At 68.1% G+C, this 19,283-nt stretch carries 15 protein-coding genes; 8 read left to right on the top strand and 7 right to left on the bottom strand.

The window, feature by feature from the left end; genetic code table 11:
• The first annotated feature begins 107 nt into the window (after positions 1–107).
• Positions 108–323, top strand: coding sequence for a hypothetical protein (locus J2848_RS28835; protein WP_149233498.1), 216 nt, complete (start codon positions 108–110; stop codon positions 321–323).
• A 111-nt stretch (positions 324–434) separates the two neighbouring features.
• Here J2848_RS28835 and J2848_RS28830 read toward each other — a convergent pair whose 3' ends face one another.
• The gene (locus tag J2848_RS28830) at positions 435–1,526 is read right to left on the bottom strand and encodes a tyrosine-type recombinase/integrase (RefSeq protein WP_149233499.1); all 1,092 of its coding nucleotides are present in this window, start codon (positions 1,524–1,526) and stop codon (positions 435–437) included.
• Between the two features lie 219 nt (positions 1,527–1,745).
• Here J2848_RS28830 and J2848_RS28825 point away from each other — a divergent pair, with 219 nt between their 5' ends.
• From J2848_RS28825 to J2848_RS28810, 4 genes are all read left to right on the top strand, one after another.
• Positions 1,746–1,982, top strand: coding sequence for a hypothetical protein (locus J2848_RS28825; protein WP_149233500.1), 237 nt, complete (start codon positions 1,746–1,748; stop codon positions 1,980–1,982).
• Positions 1,979–2,362: a hypothetical protein gene (locus J2848_RS28820; protein WP_149233501.1), complete on the top strand. Its 384-nt coding sequence runs from the start codon at positions 1,979–1,981 to the stop codon at positions 2,360–2,362. The genes J2848_RS28825 and J2848_RS28820 overlap by 4 nt, the downstream gene beginning before the upstream one ends.
• Before the next feature lie 206 nt (positions 2,363–2,568).
• Positions 2,569–3,198, top strand: coding sequence for a hypothetical protein (locus J2848_RS28815; RefSeq protein ID WP_149233502.1), 630 nt, complete (start codon positions 2,569–2,571; stop codon positions 3,196–3,198).
• Between the two features lie 322 nt (positions 3,199–3,520).
• Positions 3,521–5,293: a tetratricopeptide repeat protein gene (locus tag J2848_RS28810; RefSeq protein WP_149233503.1), complete on the top strand. Its 1,773-nt coding sequence runs from the start codon at positions 3,521–3,523 to the stop codon at positions 5,291–5,293.
• A gap of 20 nt (positions 5,294–5,313) precedes the next feature.
• Here the strand turns inward: J2848_RS28810 and J2848_RS28805 are convergent, their stop codons facing one another.
• From J2848_RS28805 to J2848_RS28795, 3 genes are all read right to left on the bottom strand, one after another.
• On the bottom strand, positions 5,314–6,750 hold the full coding sequence (locus J2848_RS28805; protein WP_149233504.1) for a CDC27 family protein: 1,437 nt from the start codon (positions 6,748–6,750) through the stop codon (positions 5,314–5,316).
• A 127-nt stretch (positions 6,751–6,877) separates the two neighbouring features.
• Positions 6,878–7,294 (bottom strand): hypothetical protein, encoded by a 417-nt coding sequence (locus tag J2848_RS28800; protein WP_149233505.1) that lies wholly within the window; start codon positions 7,292–7,294, stop codon positions 6,878–6,880.
• 1,062 nt (positions 7,295–8,356) lie between these two features.
• Entirely contained in the window at positions 8,357–9,034 is a 678-nt protein-coding gene (locus J2848_RS28795) for an AAA family ATPase (protein ID WP_149233506.1), read from the bottom strand.
• 370 nt (positions 9,035–9,404) lie between these two features.
• Between J2848_RS28795 and J2848_RS28790 the strand changes: the two genes are divergently transcribed.
• Positions 9,405–11,327, top strand: coding sequence for a glycosyltransferase family 17 protein (locus J2848_RS28790; RefSeq protein WP_149233507.1), 1,923 nt, complete (start codon positions 9,405–9,407; stop codon positions 11,325–11,327).
• A 19-nt stretch (positions 11,328–11,346) separates the two neighbouring features.
• Here the strand turns inward: J2848_RS28790 and J2848_RS28785 are convergent, their stop codons facing one another.
• Positions 11,347–12,774, bottom strand: a complete 1,428-nt coding sequence (locus tag J2848_RS28785; RefSeq protein WP_149233508.1) for a tetratricopeptide repeat protein — start codon at positions 12,772–12,774, stop codon at positions 11,347–11,349.
• Positions 12,775–13,149: 375 nt separating this feature from the next.
• Between J2848_RS28785 and J2848_RS28780 the strand changes: the two genes are divergently transcribed.
• Positions 13,150–13,956 (top strand): FkbM family methyltransferase, encoded by an 807-nt coding sequence (locus J2848_RS28780; RefSeq protein WP_149233509.1) that lies wholly within the window; start codon positions 13,150–13,152, stop codon positions 13,954–13,956.
• A gap of 16 nt (positions 13,957–13,972) precedes the next feature.
• Here J2848_RS28780 and J2848_RS28775 read toward each other — a convergent pair whose 3' ends face one another.
• Positions 13,973–15,544, bottom strand: a complete 1,572-nt coding sequence (locus tag J2848_RS28775) for a tetratricopeptide repeat protein (RefSeq protein ID WP_149233510.1) — start codon at positions 15,542–15,544, stop codon at positions 13,973–13,975.
• Between the two features lie 182 nt (positions 15,545–15,726).
• Here J2848_RS28775 and J2848_RS28770 point away from each other — a divergent pair, with 182 nt between their 5' ends.
• The gene (locus J2848_RS28770) at positions 15,727–16,911 is read left to right on the top strand and encodes a glycosyltransferase (protein WP_149233511.1); all 1,185 of its coding nucleotides are present in this window, start codon (positions 15,727–15,729) and stop codon (positions 16,909–16,911) included.
• 85 nt (positions 16,912–16,996) lie between these two features.
• On the opposite strand, the gene J2848_RS28765 is transcribed toward J2848_RS28770, so the two are convergent.
• Positions 16,997–19,213 (bottom strand): tetratricopeptide repeat protein, encoded by a 2,217-nt coding sequence (locus tag J2848_RS28765; RefSeq protein ID WP_149233512.1) that lies wholly within the window; start codon positions 19,211–19,213, stop codon positions 16,997–16,999.
• Positions 19,214–19,283: the final 70 nt, after the last annotated feature.

Raw genomic sequence — 19,283 nt, 5'->3', positions numbered from 1 at the left:
GCCAACCTCCCACTGCTGTCAGGGTTGCCGAAGGCCGGCGGACGCCGGTGCGCAGACGAGCATAAATCCACCCCGACGGGAGGGAGTTCGCGCGTTCGGAGAGTGGCATGGGCCAGAAGAACAGGGTGGCGGAAGTCCCCGATCGGCTGCGCCCCGGCTTTCATGCAGGCCATGAATGCCACCTCGCGGAGAATGGCATGCACTGTAAGCGCCGGGAGGCCGAGGCCCTGCTGTTCCGCCGCAACCTCTTCCTGACCAGGATCGCCGCGGCCATCCTCTCCCGCACATTGTCGCGCGTCCTCCGAATCGGTCAGGGTCTCTAGAGTCTGTCTGGTGCTTATTGAAGCACCAGACAGACTCTAAGCTTTTGGTTTTCCGTGTGATTCACGCTTCAAGCGATTCCGCCTGAAACGATCATGCTCTAGGATTCTCACTCATGAGCCGTCGTTTCGTCGACGGAAGAGCTTCTCGGTGACGTTGTTGCGCCAACGGTCGCGTGAGCGCAGGTAGCGCCGGGCCACTTCGGTGGACTTGTGGCGGGTCTGGCGCATGATGTCGTGCAGTTGAGCCTCCTCCTCGGCGGCTGCGGTGGCAAGGCCGGCGCGCAGGCTGTGACCGGAGAAACGCGCCGGTTCGGGCAGGCCGGCCTTGGCCACGCTGTCCTTCACCAGCCGCGCTACCGCCTTGTCGGATAGCGGCTTGCCGGTGACGCGGCCGTTCTTCAGCACGCCGCAGAACAGCGGCTCTTCGGGGCGCAGCACGCCGCGCACCGCCAGCCAAGCCTCGAGAGCGCGGAGCGTGCAGATGGCCGGATCGGTAGAGGCCCAGATCGCAACGGCGTCACCACGGCCGTGCGGGTCGGTCTTGGAGCGGCGCACGGCGACCTCGACCCCGCGGTCGGGGTAGCGGGTGACGTCGCCGATCCGCAACGCCACCAGCTCGCTGCGGCGGAGGGCGGCGCCGTAGCCGATCAGCAGCATGGCGCGGTTGCGCAAGCCCAGCGGCCTGTTGGGCTGGACGGCGAGCAGGCGCGGCAGTGTGTCGAGCGGGATGGGGGTGGCCTGCCGCACAGTACGATCGGCCTGACCGCGGGCGAGACCGTCAAGCACCAGGGCGATGCGCGGGTGCTTGAGGTCGACGGGTACGCCGGCGAGGCGATGGGCGGTGGCGATGGCGGCGAGGTGGACGCGCAGGGTCGGCACGGTCAGGCGCTCGGCCGCCTTGACCAGGTAGAGGCCGATGATCTCGGCGTCGCCGGTCAGCGGGGCGAAGCCGAGGCGGGCGCACCAGGCCGTATAGTGCGTCCAGGCGGAGCGGTAGGCGCGCAGCGTGCCCGCCCCGCGCGCCCGCGTCGCCCAAGCGGCGGCTTGCCCGGCCAGCTCGCGGATCTCGGTGGCGCGCGCCGGGTCGGCGGGGACGACGAGACGGCCGAAGATCCCGGTTTCGACGGCAATGCCGGCATCGGGCTCCGGCCAAGCTGTGCCCTCCCCGTCCGGGAGGATTTGGAGGATCGGATCGTCCGGCATCGGGGCTCCAAGGCGGCGGCGTGTGGGCGGTTCACGCGTAGGGTGTAGGTTTTAAGAGTTACAATCAAGAGTTCCGTCCGAAAATGCCTCTTGTCGGACGGAATCAAACCGGCCGTGCTCTGCCTTGCCCGCAGCAGGCTGCCGACCATCGTGCCGTGGGGGAAATGCGGTCCTGAAGAGGATGCCGGGAGGGGCTGAAAGACGGAGCCTGTCCACCGAGTGCGGTTCGAGTCCAGCGATCCTGGGCCAAATTCGGCCGTTTCCCGCGATTTCCCGCTTCTGTCCAGCAACTTCGGAAAGCTGACACTCAGAGGCTATCGCGTAGACAATGATCTGATAACCGCGATTATCGAGTGGTTACCAGAAACCGGCCTTTTCAGCTTTCCGATGTCGGTGCAGTTAAAAAAGATCACTGCAATTATCTATCCTGGCGTGGATTCCCCGGAACTGCGATGATCCTCCTTTCCCTTCTCCCCGCCCTGCTCGCCGCCGAACGCGCGCTCGGCCGCCTCGATCAGGCGCTCGCCGACCCGGCGCGGCGCCTCGTCGCCGATGCCGCCCGCCGCTCGGCCGCCGCCGTGATCCGGCTCGACGGCCACCGCCTCGACGCCCACGACTTCCAGCGCGCCCCGGCTGCGCCGGAACATGCCCAGGGCGAGGCTGCCCGCGCCGCCCTGCTGGTGCCGCTGTTCGCCCAGCTGCCGTCCGGCCTGACCGCCACCCTGCCGCCGGAGCGCACCCCCCGTCCGGCCCGCGGAGGTCCCGGCCAGGGCGGAGGAGCCATGGGACGTCGTGGCCGCGGTGCGCGCCTCGATTGCCGCACTGGAGGAGATTGATTTCAGGGACGGTGAAGGCCTGAAGGAGCATGAAGGCGACGCCGCCGTCGCTACCCCACCGCCGCTGCTCACGCCCTGGACCCGACCCTGGCTGGACGAGTTGCACCGGCGCTGGAGTGTTGCCCAGGGTGGCTGTCCGGTCGGTCTCGGCGAGGCCCGCGCCGCCGATGCCGGTCCGGCGATGGAGGCGGTGGCCGAGGCCCTGGATGCCGCGCCCGGCCTGCTCGGTGCGGCGGCGATCCGCGCCCTGGCGTTGCGGCCCGACCCGGGAGCGCCGCGGCCAGGACGACGATGCCGAGAGCGCCACCTTGCGGGCTGTGGTCGCGGCGGAACGGTCGCCGACCTCCTGGTGGAGCGTGGTGGTGTGGCTCGCCGCCCCCGATCTGGTCCGCGGTGCCTGCCGCCTGCATCACGCTTGGCCGCCGTTGACGGCAGCGCTCGCCCGCGACGCTACTGGCTACCGGCTTGCCCTGGCCGGGACGGAGGGCGCCTGGATGCGCTGGGTCCTCGACGGCATTCCCGAGCTGGTGGCGCATGAGCTGGAGCGGCTGCGCCACCTCGATCTGCTGCAGGAGCACTGGGAGGCGCGGCTGGCCACCACGCCGCGGCGCAGCAGCTCACGTCTGCCCGATGTGCTGGACTGGCTGCACGACCGTCCGGCCTTCACCATCAGCCGGGTGGCGGGCGAGCTGAAGGGACGATGCGGGTTGTCGCTGCGCGGTGTGCATCTGCTGGTGGAGCAGCTCGCCAGGGCCGGCGTGGTGCGCGACATCGCCGACCGCGGCGGCGAGCGGGTCTGGGTCTGCGACCTCAGCTTCCTGCCGCCCGGCCGCTGAGCGGCCGGGCCTCGTCCAACAGGTCGGAGTGAACCGTACCGGGTTTGTCGGAGGTGCCATTTCTTGAGAAGATGGGGGTGTCATGACCAGCAGGCATCACCCGAATATGCTCTGGAGGTCCGCGAGCGTCCGGTGCGGATGGTGTTCGAACATGCTGGGGATCACGCCTCGCGGTGGGCGGTGATCAGTTCGATCGCGACGAAGATTGGCTGCGCGGCGGAAACGTTGCGCGGCTGTCCGGATGGGATTGTCCTGGTCAGCCTTTCCCTGGCGCATTAAGGATGCCCATCGGGCTGCACAACGGCATTGGAACACCAGAGTTATGGCGACGACCGGTGATGTTCTGCGTCTGGCGGCGGATCACCATACCGCCGGGCGTCTGGAGGAGGCGATGGCGCTGTATCGCCTCGTCCTGCATGTCGACCCTGTGAACATCGACGGGTGGCGCTTGCTGGGCAAGGCCGTGGTGAAGGCCGGCGATCGCAGAGCAGGGCTGGCCTGCCTGCGGCGTCTCATCGCGTTGTGCCCTGCCGATGCCGCCGCCTTTGCCGAGTGTGCGACGCTGCTGGCGGATCAGGGCGAGGAGACTGGCGCGGTTGCGGCCTGTGGGATGGCGCTGCGCTGTGATCCGCTGATGGTGCAAGTCGCTTTCCAGCGCGGGATGCTCCTGTACCGGCAAGGCAGCTTGAGGCAAGCCGAAGCGGCATTCCGGACGGTTGCCTTGCTCGTGCCCGATCTGGCAATGGCGCACATCAATCATGGCGCTGTCCTGCATGCCCTCGGATGCCAGGAGGCTGCCGAGCTGTCTTTGGCACGTGGGCGCCGTCTGGCCCCGGAGGCGGTGGAAGCCGTGCTCAACAGCGCCCTGGTGGCGATGGCGCAGGGGCGGCTGTCTGATGTGGAACGGCATGGCCGCGGGGTGACCGTTCTGGCGCCCGACTCGGTCCAGGGCTATGCGCTTGTCGCCAATGCGCGGGTGCATCAGGGCAGGCCGCAGGGTGGGATTGCTCCGTACAGCCGGGCATTGCAGATTGAGCCGGACAATTCCGGGCTGCGGGTCAACCGTGGGGTCGCCCGGCTCTTGCTGGGGGAGATGGCCGGCGGATGGGACGATCTGGCGGCCCACTGGCAGAGCATGACGCCGCCAGAGGTGGGGGATAGGCTGCCGCGCTGGTCGGGGGCTGCCATACCGGCCGGACGGTTGCTGGTGGTCGGGCAACCGGGGGTGGGGGATGAAATCCTGTTTGCCGGTCTGATCCCGGACTTGGCCGAAGCCGGCATCGCCTGCCGTCTTGTGTGCGACCCCCGCCTCGTCTCCTTGTTGCGGCGCTCCTTGTCCGGGACGGAGGTGGTGGCGAGAGCGGACAGCCCATCTGCCATGGCGGCGCCTGCACTGGCGATGGACAGTGTGGCACAAGTCCAGGCAAGTGATTTGCCACGCTATCTGCGGCGCAGGCCGGAGGATTTTGACCGACAGCGGCCTTATTTGGCCGCTGATCCGCACAAGCTTGCCGCCTTGCGCGCCCGCCACAGCGATGCCCGGCTGCGCGTCGGCCTCTCCTGGCGTTCGGTCGCCAGTGAAACCCGTTCGCTTGGCCTGGAGCAACTTGCAACGGCTCTCGCTCCGGGGCTGGCGGCAGCCGGAGGGCGCCTCATCAGCCTGCAATATGGTGTCGACGACCAGGAGCGGCGCTTTGCCGGCCTTTTCCATGAGGCAAGCATTGACCCTTCCAGCGACCTCGACGGGTTTGCGGCCCTGGTGGCCGCCATGGATCTGGTCATCACCATCGACAACACCACAGCTCACATCGCCGGCGGGCTGGGCGTTCCAGGCTGGGTGCTGCTGCCGTTCATGCCGGCGTGGTTCTGGGGGGTGGCCGGAGCCACAACCCCCTGGTACCCGACTCTACGGCTCTTCCGTCAGGCCACGCCCGGCGACTGGACCGGCGTACTGGCCGAGGTGAGCAAGGCGTTGCGGTCCATCGGGGCGTGCCATGAGGGCGAGGTATCGGGTATGGACGGCAAAGCGTCTGACGCTGTGGGCAAGGAGGACCCCTCCCTCCCTATGGCCGGTGAGCGCATGCGAGGGCCTTGAGACCGGACCGGCGTCCGTCCTCAGGTCCGGAGCGCCACCACTTGGCGCAGGGCCTGTTCGGCGGCGGCGAACACGCTGTCCCAGTCGCCCGGCGTGGTCTGGCGGAAGAGACGCATCGACGGGTACCAGGGGGTTGTCTCGCCCTTGCCGTCGCCATAGACCCAGTAGGGCATGAACTGCAGCAGGTTCCACACCGGGCGGCCCAGCGAGCCGGCCAGATGCGCCACCGAACTGTCGGTCATGATCACCAGATCGAGCCGTTCCAGCACCGCCGCGGTGTCGGCGAAGTCGTTGAAATGCGGTCCCAGCGGCGTGATCAGGGTCGAGGTGCCGAGCGTCTCCAGTTCCGCCTCCGGCGGACCCTTCTGGATGCTGTAGAGCCGCACCTTCGGCACGTCGAGGAAGCGCAGGAAGCGGCTGAGCGTGGTGGCGCGCCGCGCGTTGTCCTTGAAGGTGACGCGGCCGGACCAGATGATGCCGACCTTGATCGTGCCGTCCGGACCGGGAACCAGCCGGGCGGCCTGCTCGCGCGCTTCGGCCGGAACGGTCAGGCGGGTGGGCGGCGGCACCGTCTCGATGGTCGTGCCCAGCCGGTGCGGCAGGCTCATCAGCGGGCAATGGACATCGTAGGCCGGATAGCCGGTGCCGGCGCGCACGAAGCCGTCGATGCCCTCCACCCCGGACAGCAGCCGTTGCAGTTCAGGATGGCATTCCAGCAGGACCCGGCCGCCTCGCGCCTTGACCAGCGGCACATAGCGCGCGGTCAGCAGAACGTCGCCGAAGCCCTGTTCGGTGGTCAGCAGGATGGTCTTGCCGTGCAGAGGCCCGCCGTCCCACATCGGCCCTTCCGCGATGCGGTTCTGGTAGCTGGGCAGCGACAGGCGCGAGTCATAGTCGCGGAAGCCCTCGGCATAGCGGCCGACCTGCAACAGGGTCAGGGCGCGATCCCACAGCAGCCCCGGATCGCCCGGCCGTGCACGCAGGGCGACGTCCAGGATCTCCAGCGCGCGGTTGAACCGGCAGCCGTGGCGCAGCGCCACCACCAGGTTGGACAGCAGGTTGGCGTTGCCGCCCGAGAGCACCACCGCATGCTCCTGTGCGGCGATGGCCTCGTCATAGCGCTCCACGTCGCCCAGCACGTTGCCCAGATTGGTCCAGGCGCCGACATGGCGCTGGTCAATCTCCAGCGCGCGCCGCTGGCAGGCGATCGCCGCCTCCGGCTTGCCGGCCTGCCGCAGCAGGGCGCCCAGCGCGCTCCACACATTGGGGTCCTTCGGCTGCTGCTCCAGCATTCGTTCCAGCATGTCGATGCTGAGGCCGTGGGAACCCTGGGCCGATGCCGGGGTGGGGGCCGGGGTGGGAGCCGGAACCGAGGATACCGGACGGGGCGAGGCCTGAAGGGGCGAGGCTGCCGAGGAGGATGGCGCCGGGGCGGCCTGGGTGATGTTTGCCTTCATCTCTCGTCGTCGCTGGTGGTCTGCAATCGGTTTGGAGCAGGAGCAGAGCGCGGGTAGGGCATAGACGGCTCCTTAAGGAGAGTCAAACCGTCCCTTCGACCGTGCTTGTGTGCTTCTTGGGGCAGGATCAGCGCCGCCGCAGATCCTGCAGGTCGATGTCGTCGATCCGGAAGCCGGCCTGCCGCAGCGCCTTCAGCACAATCACCTTCTGCGCAGTGCCTTCGCGTGCGGCGGCCTGCCGCAGCTCTTCCACCAGATAGTCCGGCAACATCGCCTGCCACGGCCGGGTCGGCGCCGGACGGACGATGGCAGATGCCGGGGCCGGCTGGGGCTGCGGGGCGGGCTGGATGGCAGGTTGGGAAATGGCGGGCTGGGGAGCCGGCAGCTCCGTCTCGGTCGGCAGGAAGCCCTTGCTCAATCCGTACTGGCGGATCGGGTCGATGTCATCCGTGCCCAACCCGCCGATCCCGATCCCACCGAGCGGAGGGCGGGCCGGCTTTGCTGCGGACTTCAGAGGGGGCTTGGCGGGGCTGTCGGTCGACATGGGCACTCCAGTCAGGGCGGCATCGGCTGGAAGCCGGCCGGTTAAGCCATGAAGCAATATCATGACTTGGTGTCCTGTCTTCGCGACATGTGACGGGCGTGGGCTGTGCCATGGCGGAAAGCCAGGTGGCGTGGCGCAGGAAACACAGGGAGGACGGCAGAGAGGGAGGCAGCATAACAGGGCATGAAATAAAAACATGAAAACATGCTGACCCGAAGCCACCTGCCGGGTAGGAGCATGCTTCGCGGACCGGCAGAACCGGCCCCTCCCCTATCAAAAGGATGGAGACATGGCTGTTACCGGATTAAGCGAAGGAGGAAATGAGAAATGGCATGATAATAAATGATGAAATCATGAAAATTTCCGTCGGACCATAGGCGCTTGGCCGGTCGGCTGCGCCGTGACGGCGGGAACAGAGGAGGGGGGTACGGTTCCGATGGCTTCTGCCGGTCCCCTGCTGCGGGACAGAGCAAGGAGTACGCTGCTCCCGTACCTGAGGAAACAGACTTTGTACGGAATGTCCCGCATGGTCCTGTTTCTGGCCCATAGGAAGGGTCGATCCTGATCGAAGGGTACTGCTTTCCCAACGGAAGTAAATATTATCATGATATTATAAAATGATAAAAGAGCATGGACTTATTGTCAGTCATGCTGCTCAAATAGGGCCGCTACAGCATGGCGGAAGCGACCTCATTCTCGATCTCGTGCCCTTCTGGCCTGTCAATTTGTCATGATCATGAATCATGACATGATCTTGTGTCTGGGAACGCAAGCAGACCCTGCCCGCTCGCCCTCACCCGGCGGGCGTGGCACTCGAGTGTAAGGCAGGGCTACGCTTGGCGGCCATTCGTCCATACCGGCCCTGACTGGTTCTGTCCGCCGGCTCCAGTGCTCAAATCCCAACACTTTCATCCACAAGCATGCGGACCCATCCCACCTGCCGGCCACCGGTTCGGACAAGGAGAAGCATCATGAAATCATGAAAATATGAAAGGTCCCATCCTGTGCCCGGTTGTCCCGGCGACGCTTTCCCCCACGCTGCGGGAACTTTTCCGGTTCGCCTCACCCCCGGGGGATCAGCGGGTTGGCCGGGGAGGTCTCCAGGAAGGCAACGAACTCGTCGGTCAGGGCGCGGACGTTCAGGTCGGCGTTGCTGTCCGGGTTGACCTCGCCCGGGCCATGGCCGGTGTAGGTCATCTCCTTCAGGAGCGAGCGTTCGATCAACTCGGTGCGGAAGGCCGGGACGCCATGTTCGTCCAGCAGGCCGCGGGCATGGCGGTCGACGCGGGATTCGATGGCGGCCTGGGTGCGGACGATCACCACGCTGGAGGCCGGCGTGTGCTTCAGGACGCCGACGGAGTCCGCCACCACCTTGAAGGTGCGCACCGTCTCCTTCACGTCCATGAAGGATTGCTGGGTAGGGATCAGCACCCCGTCGCTGACCGAGAAGGCGTAGAGCATGGTCAGGTTGCCGAAGCCGGCAAGATCGATCAGCGTGTAGTCGAAGCTCGGCGCATTCTCCTGCACGGTCTGGCGGACGTTCGACTCCGTGATCTCTTCCATCACCCGCACGCCCGCATCGTTGCGTCGCCGCGCCCATTCGGCCAGATGCCGGTTGGGGTCGCAGTCGAGCAGAAGCACGCTCGCGTCGCGCCGGCGCAGTTCGGAGGTGAGTGCCATGACCAGACTGGTCTTGCCGACGCCGCCCTTGGTGGAGGCGAAACTGATGATCCGAGCCATGCGGTGGTTCCCGGTTGCAGAGAATGGAAAACGGGCTGACCCGAGCGGGAGCTTCGCGGATTTACACGCAAGATCAGGAAAGATGGAAGTGGTTTCACGTCATGAAGAAGAAGCATGAAATCATGATATAGAAGTATATCATGCTGGCGTGGCATGGGGCGGGAACCATGTCGGGGCGGCGGTGCTCCATCATCCCGGTGCTTGTCAGCCCCGCCATCGCCATGGCATAGCCACCCGACCTGGCCGCCCCCGGACTTTACCGGCACGAGCGGTGCGGTGCCCGAAACCGATCGCCGCCGCGGGCTCGCGGATTTTCCGGTCAGTTCCTTCGTCCATTCGTCTCAGCCATCCCGTTGCCAGGACCTGCCGCATGACAGACCCCCGCCTCCTCCAGGCCCGTACCGATGCCGAAGCGGGACGCGCCTGGCATGCCATGGAAGGGCTGCGGCACATCCTGCAGCGGGATCCTGCGAATGCCGATGCGCTCGCCCTGTCCGGGGCAGTGCTGACCAATATCTTCGCGAAGGGAAGCGAAGCCTACAGGGGTGGCCGGCTCGGGGAGGCGGTCTGCTGCTTCGTCCTTCTCGCGGAGTATGGCGCGCCGCGCGAATCCTTTCGCGCCAACTGTGAGGCCCTGGTTTCGATGATCCTCCAGCGCGCCATGGAGGATGCGAATGCCGGGCGCGGCGGCGATGCCAAACGCGCCTGCTGTCTGCTGCTGATCCTCGATCCGGCAATCTCCCAGGCGCATCTGCTCGTCGGGCAGTTCGAACGGGGCGCCGATGGCGACGGGGCGGTGGCGGCCATGTCGATTGCCCGGGGCCTGCTGCTCGCCCCGGGGACGGACCATGCCGACCAGTTGCGCGATATCGCCTTGCAGGCGGGCATCCGCGCTCTTGCCGAATGGCTGGGCCGCGACCGGCCGGCGGCTCCTCTTCTGGCTGCGCTTGTCCGGCTGTGCCCGCCCGGCCAGACGGCGGCCCTGGCCCGCTGCCGTGGAATGACGCTTCAGGCGGAAGGCTGGCGGGGCGACGGCCGGACGGAGGCTCGCCGACAGGCGGCGGCGGCCGCGATGCATTGGCTTGGAGACCTGCGGCAGGAGCGGCAGCGCTACCGCGAAGCCTTCGAAGCCCATGGGCAGGGCTTCGACCTGTGGAACAGTCCGATCGGGCTGGAGCGCAAGGCGCAGGCGCAGCAGTATCTCGTGATCGAGGCGTTGCTGGAGAGCCTGAAGGGCTTCGCCTATGCCTATATCTACGACATGGACAGGCAGGCTGCGGCCCGTGCCTCCTTCGACAGCCTGTCGGCGACGGCGGAGCGCCTGCTGGAGGCGCCCGGCATCGACAGCTGGACCCGTACGCAACGCTGGACCACCCTGCTCGGCCTGCGCTCCCTTGTCGGCTATGCAGCCGCTCTCGGACGCAACCCCGTTCTTCCGCTGTCCGGCAACCCCTTTGCCGAAGGGGCGGCGCCGGCCGTCCCGGCGGAACCGGCATCCCGGCGAATCTTCGACTGTTGCACCTTCTTCAACGAGGCCGAGATCCTGGAGGTCCGGCTGGCCGAGCTGTACGATGTGGTCGAACGCTTCGTGGTGGTGGAGGCGACCCACACCCATTCCGGCGAGCCCAAGCCGCTCAGCTTCGGCGACCATCACGAACGGTTCCGGCCCTATATGGACAAGATCCGCTACGTGGTGGTGGACGAACTCATCGGCACCTTCTCCTGGCAGCGGGAGGCCTACCAGCGCGACGCCATCCTGCGCGGGCTGGACGGCTGCCGCGACGACGATATGGTCATCGTCTCCGACGTCGACGAGATCCTGCGGCGTGAGGTGGTGGAGCGGCTGCGTGGCGGCGGACCGGCCTTCGACACCGTCTTCACCGCCGAACTCGACCTGTTCTTCTACCGGCTGAATTACCGCTTCGCCCGCAACTGGCGCGCCGCCGGGGCCGCCCCCTTCCGCTTCATCCGGCAGACCGGCCCCAATGCCGTGCGTTACCTCGCCAAGCAGGACATCGGCCATCTCATCCGCGACGCCGGCTGGCACTTCAGCTGGATGGGCGACCTGAAGCGCTTTGCCGCCAAGCTGAACGCCTATGCCCACCAGGAGCATGCGCAGTCCTTCGGCGAGGGCAATATGGCCGGCGTCGCCAGCTTCCTCGACGGTGGCGGCGCCCTGCCGGAGGGGGCGCCCGGCGCCCGCGAGGAGTACGAGGTCGTGGCGGTCGACCGCCATCCCCGGCTGGTGCGCGACAACCTCGACCGCTTCCGGACGACGGGCTGGCTGCGCTGAGACCGGCGTCAGCGCCGTCTCATCCCTGCGTCTTCCCCTGTTTCACGTCGGCGGTGGTGCCGGCCCGGCGCTTCAGCCGGTGCACTGCGTGCTGGCCGCCGCCGGTGGCGCGGACCGAATAGAAATAGGCGCTGTCGTCGGTCCAATAGCGGCCCTCGCCGTCGACCATCACCGTGCTGCTGTGGATGTCGGCCGGATAGACGGTCAGGCGCGGTGCCGCTTGCCCGGCGAAGCCGGCCAGATGCACGGCGGCGAGCGCCGCCTGGTCGAGGAACCAGACCGGCATGCCGTGGTCCAGGAAATGGCGGATGTAGCGCCGGGTCAGGTCGAGGAAGCGCCACGCCCCCATGGTCGGCTGGATGTGCAGCACGTCGGCGTAGAGCAGGCTCCAGATGTCCAGCCGCTTCAGCGCATGGCTCATCATGCCCAGGTCCGACCGGGCGGAGGTCGCCAGCAGCGGGTTCAGGTCGCGGATCGCCAGCAGGTCGACGTCCAGCATCAGCACCGGCCGCTTCCAGCGGGCCAGCAGGTCCGGCAGCACGAGGAAACGGCTGCAGGCGTAATAGGTCTTGGCATTGTCGCCCAGCGGCGTCAGGTCGATGGTCTCGCGCAGGACGATGAAGCGGCCGGCGCCATGGGCGGCGGCCAGGGACGCCACCGTCGCTTCGGCCTCGTCGTCGGGATTGATCAGGTGCAGGGCGATGGCGCAGTCCAGGCCGCTGTCCTCGACGATGGACCGCACCATGGTCGGCAGGAACTTGCGGGCATAGACCGCGTCGCAGCATGCGTAGACCACCAGCGGCCGGTCGGTGCTTTCCGCCCCCTCGGCAAGCGTGGCGCGGATGCCGGCGGGGGCCGGCCCCTCGTGCAGGGATGCCAGAAAGGCAGGTGCGGTGCGGGTGACGGCATCGCGTCCGCCATGGCGCTCCGCCGCCTGGAGGAACAGGGCGTCGGCCTCCTCCAGCCGGTGCTGTTCGGCGCACAGGCAGGCCAGCCGGCTGAGCGTGAAGGAGACCTCCGGGAACCGCTCCACCGCCCGGCGATAGGCGCGCTCGGCGCGCAGCGCCTGCCCGTCGCGGCGCAACGCGTTGCCCAGCGCCACCAGCCCGACGCAATCCTCCCGGCCCTGGAAGCGGGCGACGTCGCCGGCCTCGCCCAGATGGGTCAGCAACTGCCACAGGTTGGATCGGCGGGTCTGATCGGTGGGCGTCAGCCGCCAGGAGGCGAGCGCATGGCCGGCCGCCTCCGCCATGTCCTGTCCCACCAGCAGCCGGGCGAGCGCGTCGTGTGCCGCTGCCGCTTCGGCCCCGCCACTCTCACCAAGTTCCAGCACCCGGCGGTACAGCGCCATCGCGGCTTCGCGCCTGCCCGTGTGCTCGGCGTCGCGTGCGGCGTCCAGATCGCTTTGGAGGCCGGCGGGTCCGGTGGGGGGCGGGATGGGGGACATGACGGTCGTCCTCGCAGGCTGGGGCGGGCTTCATCCCATGACACCCTGCTGTCTGACAAGCAGTCGGCATGCCTGTCTCCCTTCCCCCGAGTCGCGGCCCGCGGGTCTCGAATGGTCCATGCCAGGGGGGGGCCGGTGCCCCGAATGCGGGTTCGCCACCGTTCTGCGGAACTGGTAAGGGCGATGCCAAGCCAAAACGCGGCCGTTCAGGAGAACGCGCTTGAACAGTTCGCAAAATGCCATCAAATGTTTGTATGGACCCGGGAAAGGGTTCCAGCCGAAACTGTGCCACGCCGGTCGCTCCGGCGTGGCACTTTTATATTCGGAGTCCCGAATGCGGCGATCCATCCGGAACTTGGTGGGAGCCATGGAACCGTGAGCATCGCCGACGGCCTCAAGATCGCCTTCGACGTCCACCTGTCCGGCGACCTGGAGCGGGCGGAGGAGTTCTATCGCGTCATCCTGCGCGCCAGCCCGGGACATCCGATGGCGGCGACGCTGCTGGGGCTGATCCGGTCCCAGCGGACGATGGTCCGCCAGAGCAAGCACAAGACCCTGGCCCTGCTGCGCGGCCGGGGCTTCCGCCCCGCCACGGTGATCGATGTCGGGGCCCAGACTGGCACCCCGCCGCTCTACGAGGTCTTCCCCGACGCCCACCATGTGCTGATCGAACCGGTAGCGGAGAACGAACCGGCGTTGCAGCGTCTGTGCGCGGACCTGCGCAGCGCCGAATACCGCATCGCCGCCGTCGCGTGGCAGGGCGGCACCAGCCGTCTGGCGGTGTCCGACGACCGGCTCTATTCCTCCGTCGTCGCGGCGGACCATCGGGTCGAACCGGACCATGCGCTTCGCAGCCTGCGCGAGGTGCCGGCGGTCTCGCTCGACGGGCTGTGCGCCGAGCGCGGCTATGCCCGCCCCCTGCTGGTCAAGATCGATGTCGATGGGCTGGAGCTGGAGGTGCTGGCTGGCGCCGCCACGCTGATGGAGCCGGGCAGCGTCTTCGTGATCGAGGCGACGCTGGTGGGCGAGGACGCCCGGCTGGCCCGCATCATCGACGCGATGGCGCCGTACGGCTTCCGCGTATGGGACATCGTCGATCCCCTGTACCGCCCGGAGGACGAGCGGATGTGGCAGGTCGATCTGGTGATGGTCCATCGCGACGGACCCTACGCCGCGCTCTGATCCTTATCAGAGGTCCTTATCCGGCGGCGCGTTGGCGGAGCGCGCGCTCCAGGCGGTTGATGGCGTCGTCCCAGCTCTGCGGGCGGGACTGCCGGAACAGGCGCATGGTCGGGTACCATGGGCTGTCCTCGCGGTCGAGCATCCAGCGCCAGTCCGGGGCGAAGGGGACCAGCACCCAGACCGGAACGCCAAGCGCACCGGCGAGATGGGCGACGGAGGTGTCGACGCAGACGACCAGATCGAGGCCGGCCATGATGGCGGCGGTGTCGGCGAAGTCCCTGATGTCGGGCGACAGGTTCAGCAGGGGGAAGCCGCCGGGCGGGTCGGCCGCCTGTCCTTCGGTCGGTCCCTTCTGGATGGAGACCAGGCTGACGCCGGGGATCGCGGCCAGCCGGGCGAAGGGAGCGAGGCCGATGGAGCGGTTGCGGTCGTTGCCGTGGGTGGGCGACCCCGCCCAGACGATGCCGACCTTCAGCCCGCCCCCGTCCTTTTCCAGCCCCGCCAGCCGCTCCCCCCAGCGCGCCACCAGCTCCGGCTCCGCCCTCAGGTAGGGAACGCGGGACGGTATGGTCTCCAGCCGGGTATTGAACAGAGCCGGCAGGCTCATCACCGGGATCTGGACATCGAAGTCGGGCAGCGGCGCTCCGGTCGGCGCCAGGGTGACGCCGGGCAGGCCGCGCAGCACCGGCAGCAACGGATGCTGGCATTCGAAGATGATCGGCTGCTCCCCGGTCACCTGTGCCAGCAGCGGCAGGTAGCGCACGAACTGCAGCACGTCGCCGAAGCCCTGTTCCCAATAAACCAGCAGGCGCCGCCCCTTGAGCGGCGACCCGTCCCAGCGCGGCTTGGTGAAGCTGCGCTGCGGCGAGGGCAACTGGCCATGTTTCCAGCGCCATTCATAGCCCCGCCAGCCCCGGACGAAATCCCCCAGCAGAAGCCGGAGCAGGGAGTCGTTCCAATGGGCGCCGGCAAAATCCGGCACCAGCCTCGTGGCCCGGCGGAAAGCCAGCAGCGCCGGCCAGAAGACGCCCCTGTCCTTCATCGTGGAGCCCAGATTGCTGTAGGCCCCGCTGTGTTGCGGATTCAGCGCGATCGCCCGGCGGAAGCAACGTGCCGCCGCCTCCAGCCGCCGGTCGCCACGCAGCATGGCGCCGAGGTTGTTGGCATATTCCGGCTCCATCGGGTCCAGCTCCGCCGCGCGGGCGAAGGCCTCGCATGCCTCGTCCGGGCGCTTCAGCCCCTCCAGCAGAAGGCCCAGCTCGTTGAGCACCGCAGGCTGGTCGGGCTTGAGGTTTGCCGAGATCCGATAGACCCGGGCGGCATCATCCGGACGGCCGAGTTTGATCAGCAGCGATGCCAGATTGTTCCAGCTGTTCACCGACCCTGGAACCAGCGCCAACGCGCGACGCAGCAGGGCGAGCGCCGCCTCGTTCCGGCCAGCTGCGGCATGCAGCAGTCCCATGTTGTTGACCGCCGGTGCGAAGTGCGGATCGCGGGCGGCGATCTGTGCATAGAGCCGCCCGGCCTCGTCGGAACGGCCGGCTTTCTGGAGGCCGACCGCCGTCGTGAAGGCTTGTTCGATGTTCATGGAGGCCGCGGCGCTTCGGTTGGGGAACGGCGGGATCAGTAGCATGAAGAGGACCGTTCCTGCAAAGAGCGGCCCCTTGGATTCCCCCTCGTGCACCGTTCCATTTTTCGTGATGCCTGTTGCATCGCCCTTTCCGCCCCCGCATCAATGGCGCTCGTCGAACGGGGAGCATGGCGGGCGGCATGGCGCGGTTTCTGCTGATCAATTACGAATTTCCGCCGCTGGGCGGCGGGGCGGCGAACGCCACCGATAACACCGCGCGCGAACTGGCCGCCTTGGGCGAAGAGGTGCTGGTGCTGACCTCCGCCTTCGGCGATCTGCCGCGGGTGGAGCGCCGGGGTGACGGGGTGGAGATCCGCCGCATCCCCACCCTGCGCCGCCGCCGCGACCGCAGTTCCGTGGTGGAGATGCTGGCTTTCCTCGTCAGTTCGTTGGTGATGGCGCCGTGGATCGCCGCCCGCTGGCGCCCGGACGCCACCATCGCCTATTTCGGTCTGCCCTGCGGCCCGGCGGCCTGGATGGTAAAGATGCTGTCCGGCGTGCCCTATGTCGTCAGCCTTCGCGGCGGCGACGTGCCGGGCTTCCAGTATGACGGCATCTCGCTCTACCACCGGCTGGCCGGTCCGGTGATCGGCTGGCTGTGGCGACGCGCCTCGGCCGTCGTCGCCAACAGCGAAGGGCTGGCCGAGCTGGCCCGCCGCTTCGCCCCGGACCGGCCCATCGCCATCATCCCCAACGGCGTCGATGCCGCCCGCTTCGTGCCTGCTGACGCCGGAAGCGACGGCGGCCGCCTGTCGCTGCTGTTCGTCGGCCGGGTGGTGCGGCAGAAGGGGCTTGACGTGCTGTTCGACGCGCTCGCCTCCCTGCCCTCCGGGACGCGCGACCGCATCGGCCTGACCATCGTCGGCGACGGCCCCGCCCGGCCGGAGCTGGAGGCGCAGGCCGCCCGGCTCGGCCTGTCGGAGCGCATCCGGTTCCTCGGCTGGCTCGGGCGCGAAGAGCTGCCGGCCGCCTACCGTGCCGCCGATGCCTTCGTCTTCCCGTCCCGCGACGAAGGCATGCCCAACGTGGTGCTGGAGGCGATGGCCGCCGGCCTGCCCGTGGTGGCGACCCGCATCGCCGGCAACCGCGACCTGGTGGTGGAGGAGGAGACCGGGCTGATGCTGGACGCCGACGACATGCCCGCTCTCGCCGCGGCACTGGCACGTCTGGCCGGAGATCAGGCCCTGCGCCGCCGCCTGGGCGAGGGCGGACGCCGCCGGGTGGTCGAGCATTTTTCCTGGCGGGCGGTTGCCGCCGCCTACCGCGACCTGACTCTTGCCGGCTACGCCCCGGCGGGACGGGTTCCGTCGGCGCAGGCGAAGTGAGGGGCGTCGCCTGCCCCGGATGAGGGAACCGCGCGACCGGCGGTCGGCCCAGGTCAGCCCTCCAACCGGGTCATCTGCAGGGATCTCACCGGGTGCCTGCTTCAAGCTGTTCGTCGACGAAAACCTGCAGGGCGCGGGCAACACTCTCGACCACCGGCGTCCAGTCCCCTGGTCTGGTCTGGTGGAACAGGCGCATGGTTGGATACCAGGGGGTGGTCTGACGGCCGGTCAACCAGCGCCAGCATCCGTCGAAGCGTGACAGAACCCACACCGGCTTGCCCAGCGCTCCCGCCAGATGCGCGACCGAGGTGTCGACGCAGATGACGAGGTCGAGGGCGGAGATCAAGGCCGCGGTGTCGGCGAAATCATTCACCTCGTCCATCAGGTCAATCATCGCCATGCCCCGTGGCGGCGTGTGCGACTGCGTTCCGGCCTTTCCCTTCTGCAGGCTGAAGAAGACCGCGCCGGGAATGGTGGCCAGAGGAGCCAGCTGGGACAGGGTCATGCTGCGCCGCTGATCCGTCGCGTTGGCGTGGAGCATGTGGGGACGCGGGTCGCCGGCCCACACCAGACCGACCCGCACCCCGCCATGGACCGGAATCCGCTGTCGCCATGTCTCGACGTCCGCGGGATCGGGGGCAAGGTAGGGAACCTGCGCAGGGATCGTGTCCAGTGTCGTACCGAAGAAGCCGGGCAAGCTCAGCAGTGGAGTATGGACGTCGAAATCCTGAACCGGGTCGTTGACGGCGTGCACCGAAGCGATCCCCGGCATGCGTTTCAGCAGCCGTACCAGCCCCGGCTGGGCGACCAGCATCACCCGCCCCGCACGCTTGGCCCCCAAACTCTCTGCCTTGAGACGCTCTGCAAGAAGCGGCACATAGCGCGCGAAATGCAGCGTGTCGCCATGCCCCTGCTCGGCATAGACGAGGATGCTGCGGCCATCCAGCGGCTCTCCCTGCCAGCGTGGCTGGGACAGCTTGGGCAACGGAAGCTGTCCGGTCCGCCACCGCCACTCGTAATGCTTCCACCCCTCTGCGAGGGCCCCGGCCTTCAACAGCGTCAGCGAGAGGTTGAAATGGGCGTCCGCGTTCTCCGCGCTTCGGGCCAGGACCTGACGGAAGCACTGCTCCGCCGCCTTCAGCTCGTTGCGGGACAGATGCACGATGCCCAGATTGTTGCCGGCCGCGAGGTTGCCCGGATCGAGACGCAGGGCGCGCCGGCATTCCTTTTCGGCTTCGTGGTAGTCGGCGAACCGTTTGGCCCGGGTGCGCAACGCATGGCCGAGATTGGCATAGGCGTCGGGGTGGTCCGGCTTCAGCGCGATGGCCTGACGGTAGCGGGTGCGGGCGGCGGCGGCCTCGCCCAGTTCCCACAGGGCATTGGCCATATTGTTGTGGGGGCTCGGATAATCCGGCCGCAGCAGCATGGCCCGGCGGTAGTGGGGCTTGGCCGCCGCATAGCGTTTTTGCATCAGGCAGGCGCTGCCCAGCCCGTTCAGCGCCTCCGGGTGATCGGGTTTCAGTGCGATGACGCGCCGGTAGACCTGTTCCGCCGTGGCAAGCTCCTGGCGCTGGATGAAGAGGTCCCCCAGCGCCTGGGGGTGGTCGATGGCGAGCGGCTCCATCCGCATGGCTCGGCGCAGGGCCGTCTCCATCCTGCGGCGATCGCCGGATCCGCGGGCGACGCGGCTGAGATGGCCGATGGCTTCCGCATGGTCGGGCCGAAGCGCCAACGCCCGGTGGTAGAGGGCTTGCGCCTCGGTGAAACGTCCAAGATCGAGGAGGGCGTGGGCCAGATTGATCGCGCCTTCGGTCCGTTCCGGTGCCAGGACGACGGCCCGGCGGCCGCTGGCACGGGCCCGATCCGGCTGGCCGAGGAGCTGGAGGGCGCGGGCGAGGTTGATGACGGGTTCGGCATAGTCCGGGCGCAGCGCGACGGCCTTGCGATAGGCCGTCGCGGCGGCGGCCATGTCGCCTTGCGTCCGCAGTCCCTCGCCGACGCTGTTGTGGTACTCGGCACGGTCGCGCGTGATGCGCAAGGCGCGGTCGAACAACGCCAGTGCACCAGCGTCCCGCTGGGATTGCAGTTCTGTCAGCCCCAGCAGGTGCCAGGCATCGGCATGGGCCGGTTCCAGTGCAAGCAAGGCATGATAGAGCCAGGCCGCCTCGGTCAGGCGACCGGCGCGGTGGGAGGCGATCGCCTTGTTCAGAAGGCTCCCGGCCGGCGGCGTGCCGGTCCGCCCCGCCCCAGCCCAATCCGCCTGCGTCTGACCGCTCCCTCTGATCTCGCTGCTCGCATCCAAAACGGTGTGTTCCCAATCAACCCGGATAGCGGCGGCCGACCGCGGTATGAAGGCTAGCCGGACAGGCTTA

The organism is Azospirillum lipoferum, assembly GCF_024170005.1.
GTDB classification, from domain to species: Bacteria; Pseudomonadota; Alphaproteobacteria; order Azospirillales; family Azospirillaceae; genus Azospirillum; species Azospirillum lipoferum.
This window is presented reverse-complemented; position numbering and strand designations above follow the sequence as displayed.

Coding starts and splice junctions, on each gene's coding strand:
- J2848_RS28835 (WP_149233498.1), top strand. CDS start 108: ATGGGCCAGAAGAACAGGGTGGCGGAAGTCCCCGATCGGCTGCGCCCC.
- J2848_RS28830 (WP_149233499.1), bottom strand. CDS start 1,526: ATGCCGGACGATCCGATCCTCCAAATCCTCCCGGACGGGGAGGGCACA.
- J2848_RS28820 (WP_149233501.1), top strand. CDS start 1,979: ATGATCCTCCTTTCCCTTCTCCCCGCCCTGCTCGCCGCCGAACGCGCG.
- J2848_RS28815 (WP_149233502.1), top strand. CDS start 2,569: ATGCCGCGCCCGGCCTGCTCGGTGCGGCGGCGATCCGCGCCCTGGCGT.
- J2848_RS28810 (WP_149233503.1), top strand. CDS start 3,521: ATGGCGACGACCGGTGATGTTCTGCGTCTGGCGGCGGATCACCATACC.
- J2848_RS28805 (WP_149233504.1), bottom strand. CDS start 6,750: ATGAAGGCAAACATCACCCAGGCCGCCCCGGCGCCATCCTCCTCGGCA.
- J2848_RS28800 (WP_149233505.1), bottom strand. CDS start 7,294: ATGTCGACCGACAGCCCCGCCAAGCCCCCTCTGAAGTCCGCAGCAAAG.
- J2848_RS28795 (WP_149233506.1), bottom strand. CDS start 9,034: ATGGCTCGGATCATCAGTTTCGCCTCCACCAAGGGCGGCGTCGGCAAG.
- J2848_RS28790 (WP_149233507.1), top strand. CDS start 9,405: ATGACAGACCCCCGCCTCCTCCAGGCCCGTACCGATGCCGAAGCGGGA.
- J2848_RS28785 (WP_149233508.1), bottom strand. CDS start 12,774: ATGTCCCCCATCCCGCCCCCCACCGGACCCGCCGGCCTCCAAAGCGAT.
- J2848_RS28775 (WP_149233510.1), bottom strand. CDS start 15,544: ATGAACATCGAACAAGCCTTCACGACGGCGGTCGGCCTCCAGAAAGCC.
- J2848_RS28770 (WP_149233511.1), top strand. CDS start 15,727: ATGGCGCGGTTTCTGCTGATCAATTACGAATTTCCGCCGCTGGGCGGC.